We start from the raw sequence: 15,702 nt of genomic DNA, 5'->3' as shown, positions 1-15,702 counted from the left end.
TCAAACGATCTTTGGAACGAAATAGCAGCGCTTGCGTGGCTGGCGACGTGCGCGCCCATCGGTGAGCATTGGTCGATGAGCATTGACGAACAGCAAAAGGCCCTTGAAGGCGGATATCCTTCAAAGGCCTTTTCAACGCTACCGGTACGGGTTCTTACACCGAATAGTACATGTCGTATTCGACCGGATGCGGGGTCATTTCGAAGCGCATCACCTCGGCCATCTTCAGCTCGATGTAGCTGTCGATCTGATCGTCGTCGAAGACGCCGCCGGCCTTCAGGAAGCCGCGGTCCTTGTCGAGGCTCTGGAGGGCTTCACGCAGCGAACCGCAGACGGTCGGGATCTTCTTCAGCTCTTTCGGCGGCAGGTCGTAGAGGTCCTTGTCCATCGGCTGGCCCGGGTGGATCTTGTTCTTGATGCCGTCGAGGCCGGCCATCAGCATGGCGGCGAAGGCGAGGTAGGGGTTCGCGCCCGGATCGGGGAAGCGGACCTCGACGCGCTTGGCCTTCGGCGACGAGCCGAACGGGATGCGGCAGGAGGCCGAACGGTTGCGCGCCGAGTAGGCGAGCAGCACCGGCGCTTCATAGCCGGGCACCAGACGCTTGTAGGAGTTGGTCAGCGGGTTGGTGAACGCGTTGATCGCCTTGGCGTGCTTGATGATGCCGCCGATGTAGAACAGGCAGCTTTCGGACAGGCCGGCATATTCATTGCCGGCGAAGGTCGGCTTGCCGCCCTTCCAGATCGACTGGTGGACGTGCATGCCCGAGCCATTGTCGCCGAAGATGGGCTTCGGCATGAAGGTGGCCGTCTTGCCATAGGCGTTGGCGACTTGATGCACGACATACTTGTAGATCAGCATCTTGTCGGCGTTGCGGACCAGCGTGTCGAACTTGATGCCGAGTTCGTGCTGCGCAGCCGCGACCTCGTGGTGATGCTTTTCGACGCGTACGCCCATTTCTGCGAGCACGGTCAGCATCTCGGAGCGCATGTCCTGCGCGCTGTCGATCGGCGGCACCGGGAAATAGCCGCCCTTGATGCGCGGGCGGTGGCCGAGATTGCCGGTCTCGTAGTCGGTGTCGTCGTTGGACGGCAGTTCGGTGGAGTCGAGCTTGAAGCCGGTGTTGTAGGGATCGGCCTTGTACTTGACGTCATCGAACACGAAGAACTCGGCTTCCGGGCCGACGAAGATCTGGTCGCCGATGCCTTCCGACTTCATGTAGGCTTCGGCCTTCTTGGCCGTGCCGCGCGGGTCGCGGTTGTAGGATTCGCCCGAGACCGGGTCGAGGATGTCGCACAGGATGACCATGGTCGACTGGGCGAAGAACGGGTCCATGTGGACCGTGTCCGGATCGGGCATCAGCACCATGTCGGACTCGTTGATGGCCTTCCAGCCGGCAATCGAGGAGCCGTCGAACATGACGCCATCGGCAAACATGTCTTCCTCGACCTCGACGACATCCATCGTTACGTGCTGCAGTTTGCCCTTCGGGTCGGTGAAGCGCAGGTCGACGAATTTCACGTCGTTGTCCTTGATCTGCTTCATGATGTCTTTGGCTGTCGTCATGTCATGTATCCCTGTTTGATGACGTTTTTTGATGGATGACGTTTCTTGGAAGGCTGGTGGCGTCAGACCGCGTCCATTCCGGTCTCACCGGTGCGGATGCGCACGACTTCCTCGATATTGGAGACGAAGATCTTGCCGTCGCCGATGCGGCCGGTCTGGGCCGCCTTGCGGATGGCCTCGATGGCGCCTTCGACCGCGTCGTCGCCGAGCACGACCTCGATCTTCACCTTGGGCAGGAAATCGACGACATATTCGGCGCCACGATAGAGTTCGGTATGGCCTTTCTGACGCCCGAAGCCTTTGGCCTCGGTCACGGTGATGCCTTGCAGTCCGGCCTCCTGAAGCGCTTCCTTCACTTCGTCCAGCTTGAATGGCTTGATGATCGCTTCGATCTTTTTCATGTAAAAAGTGGCCTCCACTGCCAAAAAAACGGGTTGTGAACCCCCGCTTGCGCCTCCATCAAGCACGAACTGTGCCAGATAGCTGGATTCGAAGCGGTTTCATACGATTTCCAACCTATGCCGCGCCGAGATGCAAATTCGCGTCATTCGCAGTATCGGATGCGGCATGGCCTGCTGAAGCGACACAGTCCCCATGATTGCGTCCGCCTAACAATTAGGCAGGATGCTCATCTGGTGTGCGATTTTGCCTTGATACCCGCCTTGGTGGCATGGCCGCAGTTGGTGATGCGCTCCTCTTTGTTTGCGTCGGCTCGAAAACTGGACAATGCTTGATCGAATGCGGATCGGCAATCCATGAGCGATGAACTTCTTACTTCCGCCGAAATGGGCGAGGCGGACTGGCTGACGATTGCCGCCGGTCCAATCGACGGCATCGGCCTGATGCGCCGTGCCGGCGAAGCGGTCGCGGGCGAAGTTCTCAGGCGTTACCCGTCAGCGACGCATGTCCATGTGTTGTGCGGGCCCGGCAACAATGGGGGCGACGGCTATGTCGTCGCCCGCATCCTAGCCGGCAGCGGCGTTGCCACGACGATCTGGGCGTCCGGTGCGCCGAGGCCGCAAAGCGACGCGGCACTAGCCGCGGCCGAGTGCCCGATCGCGCCCCGGCCGCTGTCCAGGTTTGAAGCGGAGCCCGGCTCGATCCTGGTCGATGCGCTTTATGGGGCAGGGCTGTCCAAGCCGCTGTCGGGCGATGCCGTCAGGGCGGTGGGGGTCGCCACTGATCGGCGTTTGCCGGTTGTCGCGGTCGATCTGCCCTCGGGCGTTTCCGGCGACAGCGGCAGAGTTTTGGGCTTGGCGTTTGCCGCAGCCGCCACTGTGACCTTCGCGCGCAAGAAGCCAGGCCATCTGCTTCTGCCGGGCCGAGAGCGATGCGGCGACATCGTGCTCGCCGATATCGGCATCGGCGACGACATCATTGCACGGCTCCAGTCCCGGATATTCGAGAACAGGCCGGCGCATTGGCTGCGCGATTTCCCGGTGCCGGCTGTCGACGCACACAAGTACAAGCGCGGCCATGTGGGCGTCTTTTCCGGCGGGCCGAGCGCTACCGGGGCCGCGCGGCTGTCGGCGCTTGCCGCGGCTCGAAGCGGAGCAGGGGCGGTGACCGTGCTGTCGCCGGGCAATGCCATGCAGGTCAATGCCGGCCATCTGACCTCGATCATGCTGCGCAAAACCGATGATGTCGCCGACATCAGGGAATTTGTCGGCGAACGCCGGCCTTCGGCCTTCGTTCTTGGCCCCGGCTTCGGCGTTGGTGACAAAACGCGGACCTTTGGGCTGGCACTCCTCGCCTCCGGACAGGCTCAAGCTGCTGCCACACAGGTTGATGGCCTCGTGTTCGACGCCGACGCGATCACCGCGTTTCGCGACGCGCCGGACGTCCTGTTCGAAGCGGCGCGCAGGCCACATGCGCCAGCCCTGGTAATGACGCCGCATGACGGTGAGTTCGCCAGGCTGTTTCCTGACATCGCCTCTGACAATGCCTCGTCCAAACTCGACAAGGCACGCGCGGCGGCCGCACGAGCCAATGCCGTTATCGTCTACAAGGGCGCCGACACGGTGATCGCTGCTCCCGACGGCCGGGCGGCGATCAATTCCAATGGCGCGGCCTGGCTTGCCACTGCCGGGTCTGGCGACGTGCTGTCCGGCATCACCGCCGGTCTGCTGGCGCAAGCCATGCCGGCGTTCGAAGCGGCCTGCGCCGCGGTCTGGATCCATGCCGAGGCCGGCAGCCGGTTCGGTGCGGGGCTGATTGCCGAGGATCTGCCGCTGGCGCTGGTGCCGGTGCTGCGCGAACTGGTTGCGGATCGAGGCGGGCGCTGAAGGCCGTCGCCTCACAACGGGATGTTGTCGTGCTTCTTCCAGGGGTTCTGCATGTCCTTGTTGCGCAGCATCCGCAGCGCCCGGGCGATACGGCGGCGGGTCGAGTGCGGCATGATCACCTCGTCGACATAGCCGCGTTCGGCGGCGACGAAGGGTGACAGGAAGCGATCCTCGTAAGTCTTTGTATGGGCTGCGATCTTTTCCGCATCGCCAATGTCCTTGCGGTAGATGATCTCGACCGCGCCTCTCGCTCCCATCACCGCGATCTGCGCCGTCGGCCAGGCATAGTTCATGTCGCCACGCAGATGTTTCGAGGCCATCACGTCATAGGCGCCACCATAGGCTTTGCGGGTGATGACGGTGATCTTCGGCACGGTCGCTTCGGCATACGCGAACAGCAGCTTGGCGCCGTGCTTGATCAGCCCGCCATATTCCTGCGCGGTGCCGGGCAGGAAGCCCGGCACATCGACGAAGGTGACGATCGGGATCGAAAAACAGTCGCAGAAGCGCACGAAGCGCGCCGCCTTGCGGCTGGCGTCGGAATCGAGCACGCCGGCCAGCACCATCGGCTGATTGGCGACGAAGCCGACGGTGCGGCCCTCGACGCGCCCGAAGCCGGTGACGATGTTCTTGGCGAAACTCTGCTGGATTTCGAAGAAGTCACCCTCGTCGGCGACCTTCAGGATCAGCTCCTTGATGTCGTAGGGTTTGTTGGCGGTGTCGGGGATCAGCCGGTCGAGCGACAAATCGTGGTCAGTGACTGACTGGTAGCATTCGATCTCGGGAATGTCAGATGTGTTCGAGGCAGGCAACAGGTCGACCAGCCGGCGCATCTGCAAAAGCGCCTCGACGTCATTGTCATAGGCGCCGTCGGCGATGGAGGACTTCGTCGTGTGCACCGAAGCGCCGCCGAGGCTTTCGGCGGTCACCGTCTCGTTGGTGACGGTCTTCACCACATCCGGGCCGGTGACGAACATGTAGGAGGTGTCGCGCACCATGAAGATGAAGTCGGTCATGGCGGGCGAATAGACGTCGCCGCCGGCGCACGGACCCATGATCACGGAAATCTGCGGAATGACGCCGGAGGCCAGCACGTTGCGCTGGAAAATCTCGGCATAGCCGCCGAGCGCCGCCACGCCCTCCTGGATGCGCGCGCCGCCGGCATCGTAGAGCCCGATGATCGGCGCGCGGTTGCGCAGCGCCATCTCCTGCACCTTGATGACCTTTTCGGCATGCGCTTCCGACAGCGAGCCACCGAATACGGTGAAGTCCTTGGCGAAGAGGTAGACCGGACGGCCGTTGACCGTGCCCCAGCCGGTGACGACGCCATCGCCGGCGATCTTGGTCCTCTCCATGCCGAAATCGGTCGAGCGGTGCTCGACATACATGTCGAACTCTTCGAAGGAGCCTTCGTCGAGGAACACCTCGATGCGTTCGCGCGCGGTGAGCTTGCCCTTCTTGTGCTGGGCGTCGATGCGCGCCTGTCCGCCACCCATACGGGCGATGTCGCGCCGGCGCTCGAGTTCCTTCAGCACGTCCTTCATCGCTCGGTCCCCAAAATAGAAGCTGCATTTGTGGTAATGATGCCCGTCGGGGAGTGCAAGCGTCGGCTTTCCCAGCCGGTTTTGCTGCGCTGCAACATGACGCCCCTTGCATTCCGGGGCGAACTCAGCCATATGCAGCCCATAGGCGCTTGGGCCGGGAGATTCCGGCCTTCTCGACAAATGAGACTGGTTGCGTCTGTTTTCCCTCTTTCCGGCAAATCGGTAAGGCGGCGAAAAAGCCCCGTGGCATGATGCCTGCGGGCACGACAGCGCAGCCGAGCGGACGCACGCGTCCGCCCGCCTTGTCGTTTCATATCAGTTTTTCGACGGCAGGTTGCGCCCTGCCGCCATTGATGTTTGCGGCCAAGAAGCCGCGTGAAAGAAGAATATTTTGACCAACGAAAACACATTGCCCAGCAACGAAACCGTGGAACTCTCCGGCTTCGCAGCGCTGGGAATCACGGGTGCGCTGCTCAAGGCCACCCACAATGCCGGCTTCACGGAGCCGAAGCCGATCCAGATGCAGGCCATCCCGCCGCAGCTGGAAGGCCGTGACATTTTTGGCATCGCGCAGACCGGCTCCGGCAAGACCGCGGCCTTTGCGCTGCCCATCCTGTCGAAGATCATCGCGCTCGGCACCAAGCGGCGCGCCAAGACGACCCGTGCGCTCATCCTGGCGCCGACCCGCGAGCTCGCCGTGCAGATCGAGGATACGATCAAGATCCTCGCCAAGGGCGCGCATGTCTCGACGGCACTCGTGCTGGGCGGCGTCTCGCGCTTCAGCCAGGTGAAGAAGGTTGCTCCCGGCGTCGACATCCTGATTGCCACGCCCGGCCGCTTGACCGACTTGGTGCGCGAGGGCGACCTCATCCTCTCCGACACCAAATGGCTGGTGCTGGACGAGGGCGACCGCATGCTCGACATGGGCTTCATCAACGACGTCAAGCGCATCGCCAAGGCGACCGCGCCTGACCGCCAGACGGCGCTGTTCTCGGCCACCATGCCGGACGAGATCGCCGAGTTGGCCAAGGGTCTTCTGAAGAACCCGGTTCGTATCGAAGTCTCGCCGCAAAGCACCGCGGCGGCCGAGATCGTCCAGGGCGTCGTCTTCGCCCGCACCAAGCAGAAGCGGCAGGTGCTGTCGACGATGCTTGCCGACGAGGCGATGAAGTCCGTCATCATCTTTTCGCGCACCAAGCATGGCGCCGACCGGGTGACCAAGGACCTCGAGCGCGATGGCTTCAAGGCCGCCGTCATCCATGGCAACAAGTCGCAGAATGCCCGTCAGAAGGCGTTGAACGATTTTCGCGATGGATCGGTCCGCATTCTGGTCGCGACCGATATCGCGGCGCGCGGCATCGACGTCCCCGGTATCAGCCATGTCGTGAATTTCGACCTGCCGGACGAGGCTGAAAGCTATGTCCACCGCATCGGCCGCACCGGCCGCAACGGCATGGACGGCATTGCGATCACGCTTTGCGATCCTTCGGAAAACAGCAAGCTGCGCCAGGTCGAGCGCATCATCCGCACCAAACTGCCGATCGTCGCCGACCATCTCGGCAGCCCCGATCCGCAGCGCAATCCGGCTGAAAAGCACGAACGCTTCGAGCCCGCCAATGATCGCAACGACCGCAATGGCCGTCGTGACGGCCGGCGGCCGGGCGGCGAGAACAAGGGCAACGGCTTTGGCAAGAAGCGCTTCGGCGACAAGCCGGCCTTTGCCGGTGAGCGCAAGCCGGAAGGCGCTAAGCCTTTCAAGGGCAACAACAAGCGCCGTTTCGGCGGCAAGCGTCCGGCAGCGCGGGCTGCCTGACCAGCCTCATGAAGGCCGGCCAAGCCTTGGCGCTTGGCTGGTTGCGTGATTGACACAGAAAAAGGCGGCCGAAGCGATGCTTCAGCCGCCTTTTTCGTCTGCGCACCTTACTTCGCCACCGCCGCGATCCAGACGGCAATCCGTTGCGCCAGAAATGCCGTGGTCGATGGCGACAGCGCATCGCCGGCAATGACATGGTTGTCCGGGTCGCCGGTGTCGTCGACCGGCACCAGTTCGTGGGGTGCCCTCCAGCGCCCGGCGATTTCGCGGGTGCGATCTGGCCGCACCACCCTGTCCGAATCCGAGAAGATGAACAGGGCAGGGATATCAGCCTTCTCCACCCGCGCCCTATAGGCGAGTTCCGTCAACGCCTGCATCGGCAGCGTCGCGGCAACCGGATATTTGGTGGTCCAGAATTTCTCGTGCAGCGCGTTGCGCGCCACGAAACTGCGCTCCTTGCCGATGACGAGTTCCGCGATCTGCTTGCCCCAGGGCATCGTCAGGATCTCGGCGCCGGATGCCTTGACGCCGAAATTGGGCGAGATGAATGCAATCGCCGCCACCCCATCCGATGCACCCGGCTGCGTTGCCGCCCATGCCGCCAGCGAGCCGCCGGTCGAGGTCGAGATGACGATCACCTTGTCGCCGATCGCCCGGCCGATGGCGAGCGCTTCCTCATAGTCGTTGATCCAGGCGTTGACGCTGCCTTGCGTCATCGCCGCGCCGTCCCGCCCGTGACCGGTCAGGCGGGTGTAGAAGAGATTGGCGTCCAGCAGGTCGGCCACGTCGTCGGGCAGGGGGCGGACCTCGCCCTTCGAGGCCGAGAAACCGTGGATGTAGACGATCGACAGCGGCGTCTTGGCATGCACCATGGGGTTGGCCCAGACGATCTCCTTTTCGAGCCCGTCGCGGATACCGGGCACGGCGGCTTCCACCTTCGCCACATAGGCCTGCGGATCGTCACCGATGACGGAAGGATCGAAGCGGATCGTGGTGTCGACGGGAACGCGCGGGCCGAAGACGAAAGCCAATGCGAGGACGGCGACCAGGGTCAGCACAGCAAGCACGATCCGTCGCCCCATCGCAGACTCCACGCAACAACAACAAAGCCTATGGCGGTGGCCATGAACAGGCAACGACCGTTCAGGCCGTCGCACCACCAAATCCTGTGGGCATCCTATTCGTTGGGTGACTTGCGCTCGTAATGCAGCGGCCGTGCCTTCCAGCTGGTCATCAAGCTGATCACCCATCGGCTTATCGGCCTGGGCAACAAAGCGAGAAATTTCAGCGGCCAGCTCGTGCGGTACGGGAAAGTGACTTCGAAGCCGCCGGATTTGATTGCCTTCACCATGCGGCGCGTCGCCCGGGTGACCGGCATCAGGCCTGGCATTGGCAGCATGTTCTTTTCGGTCAGCGGCGTGTCAACAAAGCCGGGGTTTATCACCTGGACGCGGATGTTCATCTTGTCGAAATCATACTTCAGCGATTCGGCCAGGATGTTGATCGCCGCCTTGGTGCCGCCATAGGCGGCCGTGGTTGGCCAGCCGAAATAGGCGGTGACCGATCCGACCAGTACGACGTGGCCGCGCGACCGCACGCGCATATACTCCACGACCGGCACCAGGCCGTTGATGATGCCGAAATAGTTGACCTCGAAGGACCGGCGAAAGTCTTTGACGACGAGAGCCTCTCCAGGCGTCGAAATGTAGTTTCCGGCATTGAAGACGGCGAGCACGATGGGGCCGAGCTCCTTCTCGATCGCGGCCACCGTTCTTGCCATGCGCGGCTCGTCCGTGACGTCGCAGGGAAAGGCCGTGACGCTGCCCGGCATCTGCGCGGTCTCGACGATGAGCGTGTCGATCGGATCGTCGTCCAGAGCCGTTACCGCCACCGCATAGCCCTGGGACGCCAGATCCCTGGCCAGCGAGCGGCCAATGCCGCTGCTGCCGCCCGTGACCCAGGCGACGCCGTGTTTCGGATCGGCCCGATAGAGTGTCATGCTGCGCCCTGCCGAGTTGTTGGTGCCTTGCTCTAGCGGTCAGGGAATCGAATGAAAAGAGTGCTTTTCGACCACGGATGCAAATGAACTGTGGGATATCGAGCAGGCTGCAAAGGGTGTAGACGCACAGCAGTGCCGGAAATGCGACTGGACCAGGCGAATTCTTGCCTTGAAACCGAAGCTTCGGGTTTCTAGGGTTTCGGCGCACGCACACAAGGAATCCTGAATGCCCCGTTCTGTGATCGACGCGATCGGCAACACGCCTCTGATCCGCCTTAACAAAGCGTCCGAAGAAACCGGCTGCGAGATCCTGGGCAAGGCCGAATTCATGAATCCGGGGCAATCGGTCAAGGATCGCGCCGGCCTTTTCATCATCCGCGACGCCGAACAGCGCGGCCTGTTGAAGCCGGGCGGCGTCATCGTCGAGGGCACGGCAGGCAATACGGGCATCGGGCTGACGCTGGTCGCCAAGGCATTGGGTTATCGCACCGTCATCGTCATTCCCGATACGCAGAGCCAGGAGAAGAAGGACACGATCCGGTTGCTCGGCGCCGAGCTGATCGAGGTGCCGGCCGTGCCCTACAAGAACCCCAACAATTACGTGAAACTGTCGGGGCGGCTGGCCGAGCAGATGGCTAGGACCGAGCCCAACGGCGCAATTTGGGCCAACCAGTTCGACAATGTCGCCAACCGCGATGGGCATATCCGCACCACGGCGGAGGAAATCTGGACCCAGACCGGCGGCAAGGTTGACGGTTTCGTCTCGGCGGTGGGTTCAGGCGGCACGCTGGCCGGCGTCGCTTTCGGGCTGAAGGCCAAGAGCAAGGATGTGAAAATCGCGCTTGCCGACCCGCTTGGCGCCGCGCTCTACAGTTTCTATACCAGCGGCGAATTGAAGTCCGAAGGCAGTTCGATCACCGAAGGCATCGGGCAAGGGCGTATTACCGCCAATCTCGAAGGGTTCACGCCGGATTTCTCGTTCCAGATCAAGGACGAGGACGCGCTGCCAATCGTCTTCGACCTGATCCAGGAAGAAGGCCTGTGCGTCGGCGGCTCGACCGGCATCAACATTGCCGGCGCTATCCGGCTCGCCAGGGAATTGGGCCCGGGCCACACCATCGTGACCATTCTTTGCGACTACGGCACACGCTACCAGTCGAAGCTGTTCAATCCGGAATTCCTGCGTGAGAAGAATCTCCCGGTGCCGGGCTGGATGGAACTGCAGAGCAAGATTTCGGTGCCTTTCGAAAAGGTCGCATGATGGCGCACAAGACGGAAGCGCTGTTTCGCGACGACGCCTATCTGCGTACGGCGGATGCGGCGGTTGCCGCAGTCAATGATCGTGGCGGCATCATCCTCGACCGGACGATCTTCTATGCCACCTCGGGCGGCCAGCCGGGCGATACCGGCTATCTCGAACGTGCCGATGGCAGCCGCATCGCCATTGCCGCCACCATCACAGGTGAGACCAAGGACGAGATCATCCATGTGCCGGCGCCGGAGCAGGCGGATCTGGCGGTTGGCGAGAAGGTCAACCTCGCGATAGACTGGGAACGTCGGCACCTGTTGATGCGCATGCACGCGGCTTGCCATCTGCTTACCGTCGTTTGTCCGTTTCCAATCACCGGTGCGGCGGTTTCCGAGGACGATAGCCGGGTCGATTTCGACATTCCGGACGCCAGCTTCTCGAAGGAAGAAGTCACCGCCAGCCTGATGGATCTGGTGCGCGCCGATCATCCGATTTTCACCAGGCTGATCAGCGACGAGGAACTCGCCGCTAACCCCGGCCTGGTCAAGTCGAAGAACGTCCGGCCGCCGGTCGGCACCGGCAGGATCCGCTTGGTCTGCATTGGTGAGAATGGCGCGGTCGATAGCCAGCCCTGTGGTGGCACACACGTGAAAAGCACCGGCGAAATCGGTGAAATCCACATCGGCAAGATCGAAAAGAAGGGTCGCGAGAACAGGCGCTTCCGCATCCGTTTCGGCCCGATGCCGGCCGCCTGACACTTAACCCTTGCCCTACCCGCAATAGAGAGAACCAGAATGGCCGAAGACAGTCCTTTCACCGTCGACGCGGACTGGCTGCAGGCGCGCCTGGGCGAGCCCGGCCTGACCATCGTGGACGCGTCCTGGTACCTGCCGGCGCAAAAGCGCGACGCGCGCGCCGAATACGATGCCGCCCATATTCCAGGCGCCCGCTTCCTGGACCAGGACGCGGTGTCAGATCCCGACGCTGCCTTGCCGCACACGCTGCCTTCGCCTCAGCATTTCGCGCAATATGTCGGTGCGATGGGCGTGTCCGCCGACGACACCATTGTCGTCTATGATGGTCCGGGTTTCTTCTCGGCACCCCGGGCATGGTGGATGTTCCGCATCATGGGTGTTTTCCAGACCTATATCCTGGATGGCGGTTTCGACGCTTGGAAGGCGGCCGGCCGCCCGGTAACGTCTGAGCCGACGAAGATCGCGCCAAGCGTGTTCCATGCCGATTTCGACGCCGGCCGCGTCGCCAGCCTCGCCGACATGCGAGGGATCGTCGAGACCGGCGCCAGCCAGATTGCCGATGCCCGTGGACCCGGCCGCTTCACCGGCGTCGAGCCCGAGCCGCGCGCGGGTGTCCGCTCCGGCCATATGCCGGGCGCACGCAACGTGCCGTACTCCGCACTGTCGGAAAACGGCATGCTGTTGTCGAAGGACCGTTTGCGCAAGGTGATCGAGGACGCCGGCATCGACCTGTCGAAGCCCGTCGTCACGTCTTGCGGCTCCGGTGTCACCGCCGCGGTGGTTACGCTCGCGCTGGAGACGCTTGGCCACACCGACAACAGGCTTTATGACGGCTCATGGACGGAATGGGGCGGGCTCTCCGATACGCCTGTCGTGACCGGCCCCGCGACGGTTGGCCCCGCCAAGACCGGCCCCGCCAAGGGCGGCAAGGAATGAACGCGATGGAAAACGGTGTGCTGCAGGACATTGAAGTCACGGTGACTTTTCTCGAAATGCATGCCCCTCCTGCGGTCTCCCCGCCAGTGCCCTACAACCGCCAGATCGCGCTGCTGAAGACCAGGGACATCCCCTTGCATTTCTATCGCTATCTGATGGACCGGGTCGGGCGCAAATGGCATTGGGTGAATGTTCTCAGGCTGGACGATGAGGAGCTTTCGGCCGGCATCCACCGCGAGGACCGCGACATCAGGGTGCTCTACCTCGACGGCGCGCCTGCCGGCTTCTTTGACCTCAAGCCGCATCTGCCTGATGAAGTCGAACTCGCCTATTTCGGCATGATGGAACATGCCACCGGGCAAGGCATTGGCCGCTGGTTCCTGGGTTCGGCGATTTCAGCCGCCTGGTCGCATGGGCCAAAACGGGTAACGGTGCAGACCTGCACGCTGGACCATCCGGCAGCTCTGCCGCTTTACCAGAAGCTCGGCTTCAAGCCGGTCGCGCAGAAGAACGAGGTCGTGCATCCGCTGCCTTTCGCCGAGCGCTCGGCCAGCGTCATGCGCCCGTGACATTGGCCGGAACCTGAACCGGCCGTTCATCGGCGCTTCAGCCTGCCTTTGGCATCTTGCCCGCATCATCAATGCGGCCGAGGCCGAAGGAGAAATAGATATGCTGACACGCCGTACACTCGTCGCCGCGCTGATCGCAGCGATCGCCATGCCGAGCCTTGCCGCCGCCCAGGCGACGACGCCTTCGGCCGCGACGATCGAGCGCAAGCTCGAGGCGGCACCCCGGGTGAGGCTGCGGCCCAACGAGCGTGTCACCATCCGCGAATTCAAGCGCCGGCCGGATTTGCGCCGCATGGCGCGCTCGATCGACATCCAGTCGATCAATTTCGCCTTCGGCTCGGCGGCTATTTCCAGTTCGCAATACGACAAGATCGAGAATATCGCCGACGCGCTGCGGCGCATCCTGCGCCGCGATCCCGGCGCCCGCGTGCTGATCGAAGGGCATACCGATGCCGTCGGTTCCTTCCAGTCGAACCAGATCCTTTCCGAACGACGGGCCGCTTCGTTGAAACGTACGCTGGTGCGCGAATTCGGCGTGCCCGGCTATGCCCTGGAAACCGTGGGCTACGGCGAGGAGTTCCTGCTCGTGCCGACGCAGAACGAAAACTGGCAGAATCGCAGGGTGACATTGCGACGCTTCGACGATTTCATTCGGTGAACCAGGTTCGATCAACTTTAATTAGCTGGCTTGTTTTAATCGGTCGGCCCTATCGATGATGCTTTTTGATCTATGGGAGGGACCGACATCGGATCGGTCCCTCGATCCCTTAGCAAGAATCGGGTGGGAAACATTGGCCCGAGCACATAATTTCCGGTCAGCAAACCGGAGGTTTTCATCATGGCCATTCAGTTCAAGGCGCTACCCAGCGAACAAGTCAGGACGCTGCAACGCGGCGGTCTCGACGCTTACGGCCAGAGGCCAGAGCGGAGGATTTCCGACGGCGACGGCATGCCTTGCCGGCATTGCCTGAAGAACATCGCCGCCGGCGATGCCTATCTCATCCTTGCCTACCGCCCCTTTCCGGAGCTTCAGCCCTATGCTGAAACCGGGCCGATCTTTCTGCATGCGGAAGAGTGCGAGCGTGCGGCCGAGACCGAATTGCTTCCCGAGGTCCTCGAAAGCCCGGACTACATCGTGCGCGGCTATGGCAGGGATGATCGAATCGTCTACGGCAGTGGCGGGGTCATTCCTACCGAAGCGATTGCGGCACGGGCCGAGACTTTGTTCGAGCGCGACGACATCGCCTATGTGCATGTCCGCTCGGCGCGTAACAACTGCTACCAGTGCCGGATTGAGCGGGCCTGAAACGCAAAGGACTGCGCTCGGGAAGCCTGTCGTACTCCCGTCGCATAGATGCGATAGAACGCGATTGTCGATAGATTGGCCGACCGCGGATGAACCGGCGGCAATCTCGATACCGAGGAAGCGGGGCTTTGGCTCCGCTTTTTTGTTGCTTGGGTCCAGCGCAAAAGCCTTCAGCGCAAAAAAAGCCCGCCGGCTAGGCCGGCGGGCCGCAACTTTTACCTGGAGAGCTTTAGTTGAACTTGTACTTCGCGCCGAGACGCACGGTATGGAAAGAAGAAGTGGATGTGATGGAGTCGTCGGGCAGCCCCAACTCCGACGAGAAATCCTTCTTGGCAAACTGCGAATAGCGATACTCGACACCGACCGTGACGTTGCTGGACACTGCCGTTTCCAGACCGCCACCAACCGAGAAACCGCTGGAACCCCAGTCGAGGATATCGCCGATCGGGTCGGAAGCATTTATGTCGAAATGCTGCCAGCTGTAGCCAGCCAGTGCGTAGGCAAGCGTCGATTCGTTCATCTTCATGCCGACGCGGCCGAGCACGTCGAAACCGTAGTCGGTGTCGACATTGATCGATCCGCCGCCAAGGTCCAGCTTCGAGGTCATGCCGGAGTAGCGGGCGTCGACCATAACGCCTGCAACCCAGTTGCCAAAGTCTTGGTCGTAACCAACGTTCAACTCGCCAAACGCGCCTTCGCCACCGAGGCCATTGAACTTGGCGCCGCCGAGCGGCGGGATTTCGATCTGGTGCACGGACGCACCCGCGCCAGCCGCGCCGCCGATATAGAAGCCGGTCCAGTTGTATGCAGGGGTTTCAAAAGTAGCACCGCCGCCATTCCGGGCGCCAAAACGATAGTTGGCCGCAATCTGGAACGTATGCCGCGACGTATCGAGGTTGAGAAGGCCATCCGGAGCTCCGATAAGGCCGGCCTCCGAGAGGAGGTCCCCCTTGGTGCCGAAGCGCGTATAACGGTACTCTGTCTTGATCGTCCAGTTGCTGTTGATGGCCGTTTCAATGCCGCCGCCGACGAAGTAGCCGCTCTGGTCCCAATCAAAGCCGAAGCCAGCATTGGTATCGAGCTTGTACTTCTGCCAGGAATAGCCGCCGAGCACGTAGCCCAGTGTGTTCGGGGTAAACAGATAGCCGACGCGCAGGCCAGCGTCGAAACCGTATGTCTCCTGGATCGAGGCGTTGAAACCGGCGGCATCGATCTTGGTTTTGATATCGCCCACGTGGACGTCCAGCAATCCGCCGAGCAGGAAGCGGGGAGACACCATATAGTCGTAACCAGCGGTCAGCTCGCCGTAAACACCCTCACCGCCAATGCCGTTCAGTGAAATCGGAATAAAGTCGCTGCTGAGTTTATGAACGTTGGCACCTGCACCCACACCGAAGCCGACATACAGCCCACTCCAGTTGAGACCGGACGCCTCGACCGGCTGCACCACATCGGCAGCATGCGCGGCAGACATCAAAGCCACTGCAGAAACTGCGCTTAAAAGGAAAGATTTCGCGGAAACGCGAAGAAACATAGCCCAAACCCCTAATCAATAAACCCACCGCGTCTCTAGCAGGGAGTCGGTCAGATTAGGAATGACAAATGTGCAACAGTTTTGGGCAAACCAAAACCTGCGGCTGACACTGTTCTGCCCAGTAACCAGGCCACCGCCCTAGATCGGC

The 15,702-nt window shown here is 62.1% G+C and carries 14 protein-coding genes; 8 read left to right on the top strand and 6 right to left on the bottom strand.

The annotated features are described in order from the left end of the window. Positions 1 to 154: 154 nt before the first annotated feature. Both glnA and CK226_RS22570 read right to left on the bottom strand, forming a co-directional pair. On the bottom strand, positions 155 to 1,564 hold the full coding sequence (glnA, locus tag CK226_RS22575) for a type I glutamate--ammonia ligase (RefSeq protein ID WP_010909302.1): 1,410 nt from the start codon (positions 1,562 to 1,564) through the stop codon (positions 155 to 157). 62 nt (positions 1,565 to 1,626) lie between these two features. Then, positions 1,627 to 1,965, bottom strand: a complete 339-nt coding sequence (locus tag CK226_RS22570) for a P-II family nitrogen regulator (RefSeq protein WP_006205430.1) — start codon at positions 1,963 to 1,965, stop codon at positions 1,627 to 1,629. A gap of 354 nt (positions 1,966 to 2,319) precedes the next feature. Here CK226_RS22570 and CK226_RS22565 point away from each other — a divergent pair, with 354 nt between their 5' ends. Further along, a complete protein-coding gene (locus tag CK226_RS22565; RefSeq protein WP_095793109.1) occupies positions 2,320 to 3,849 on the top strand; it encodes an NAD(P)H-hydrate dehydratase in 1,530 nt (509 codons plus the stop codon). Between the two features lie 11 nt (positions 3,850 to 3,860). Here the strand turns inward: CK226_RS22565 and CK226_RS22560 are convergent, their stop codons facing one another. Then, entirely contained in the window at positions 3,861 to 5,393 is a 1,533-nt protein-coding gene (locus CK226_RS22560; protein ID WP_095793108.1) for an acyl-CoA carboxylase subunit beta, read from the bottom strand. Positions 5,394 to 5,784: 391 nt separating this feature from the next. On the opposite strand from CK226_RS22560, the gene CK226_RS22555 reads away from it, so the two are divergent. Then, the gene (locus CK226_RS22555) at positions 5,785 to 7,206 is read left to right on the top strand and encodes a DEAD/DEAH box helicase (RefSeq protein ID WP_095775791.1); all 1,422 of its coding nucleotides are present in this window, start codon (positions 5,785 to 5,787) and stop codon (positions 7,204 to 7,206) included. A 107-nt stretch (positions 7,207 to 7,313) separates the two neighbouring features. On the opposite strand, the gene CK226_RS22550 is transcribed toward CK226_RS22555, so the two are convergent. Both CK226_RS22550 and CK226_RS22545 read right to left on the bottom strand, forming a co-directional pair. Next, on the bottom strand, positions 7,314 to 8,288 hold the full coding sequence (locus CK226_RS22550; protein WP_095793107.1) for an alpha/beta fold hydrolase: 975 nt from the start codon (positions 8,286 to 8,288) through the stop codon (positions 7,314 to 7,316). 95 nt (positions 8,289 to 8,383) lie between these two features. Then, positions 8,384 to 9,205 carry an SDR family oxidoreductase gene (locus CK226_RS22545; RefSeq protein WP_095788708.1) on the bottom strand — a complete coding sequence of 274 codons (822 nt, stop codon included), beginning with the start codon at positions 9,203 to 9,205 and terminating at the stop codon, positions 8,384 to 8,386. Positions 9,206 to 9,431: 226 nt separating this feature from the next. Here CK226_RS22545 and CK226_RS22540 point away from each other — a divergent pair, with 226 nt between their 5' ends. The 6 genes from CK226_RS22540 (at position 9,432) to CK226_RS22515 (ending at position 14,020) form a co-directional block, all read left to right on the top strand. Next, the gene (locus CK226_RS22540) at positions 9,432 to 10,466 is read left to right on the top strand and encodes a cysteine synthase A (RefSeq protein ID WP_095793106.1); all 1,035 of its coding nucleotides are present in this window, start codon (positions 9,432 to 9,434) and stop codon (positions 10,464 to 10,466) included. Beyond that, positions 10,466 to 11,209, top strand: a complete 744-nt coding sequence (locus CK226_RS22535) for an alanyl-tRNA editing protein (protein WP_095793105.1) — start codon at positions 10,466 to 10,468, stop codon at positions 11,207 to 11,209. The genes CK226_RS22540 and CK226_RS22535 overlap by 1 nt, the downstream gene beginning before the upstream one ends. 39 nt (positions 11,210 to 11,248) lie before the next feature. Beyond that, the gene (gene sseA, locus CK226_RS22530) at positions 11,249 to 12,145 is read left to right on the top strand and encodes a 3-mercaptopyruvate sulfurtransferase (RefSeq protein ID WP_095793104.1); all 897 of its coding nucleotides are present in this window, start codon (positions 11,249 to 11,251) and stop codon (positions 12,143 to 12,145) included. A 5-nt stretch (positions 12,146 to 12,150) separates the two neighbouring features. Beyond that, positions 12,151 to 12,714 carry a GNAT family N-acetyltransferase gene (locus CK226_RS22525; protein WP_095775786.1) on the top strand — a complete coding sequence of 188 codons (564 nt, stop codon included), beginning with the start codon at positions 12,151 to 12,153 and terminating at the stop codon, positions 12,712 to 12,714. A gap of 100 nt (positions 12,715 to 12,814) precedes the next feature. After that, positions 12,815 to 13,372 (top strand): OmpA family protein, encoded by a 558-nt coding sequence (locus tag CK226_RS22520; protein WP_095793103.1) that lies wholly within the window; start codon positions 12,815 to 12,817, stop codon positions 13,370 to 13,372. Positions 13,373 to 13,552: 180 nt separating this feature from the next. Beyond that, on the top strand, positions 13,553 to 14,020 hold the full coding sequence (locus CK226_RS22515) for a DUF1203 domain-containing protein (RefSeq protein ID WP_095775784.1): 468 nt from the start codon (positions 13,553 to 13,555) through the stop codon (positions 14,018 to 14,020). A 229-nt stretch (positions 14,021 to 14,249) separates the two neighbouring features. On the opposite strand, the gene CK226_RS22510 is transcribed toward CK226_RS22515, so the two are convergent. Then, entirely contained in the window at positions 14,250 to 15,554 is a 1,305-nt protein-coding gene (locus CK226_RS22510; protein ID WP_095793102.1) for an outer membrane beta-barrel protein, read from the bottom strand. Positions 15,555 to 15,702 lie beyond the last annotated feature (148 nt).

It is taken from the genome of Mesorhizobium sp. WSM4311, from assembly GCF_002295115.1.
Lineage (GTDB): Bacteria > Pseudomonadota > Alphaproteobacteria > Rhizobiales > Rhizobiaceae > Mesorhizobium.
Note: the sequence above shows the minus strand (reverse complement) of the source record. Positions and strands in the feature narration are given on the sequence as shown.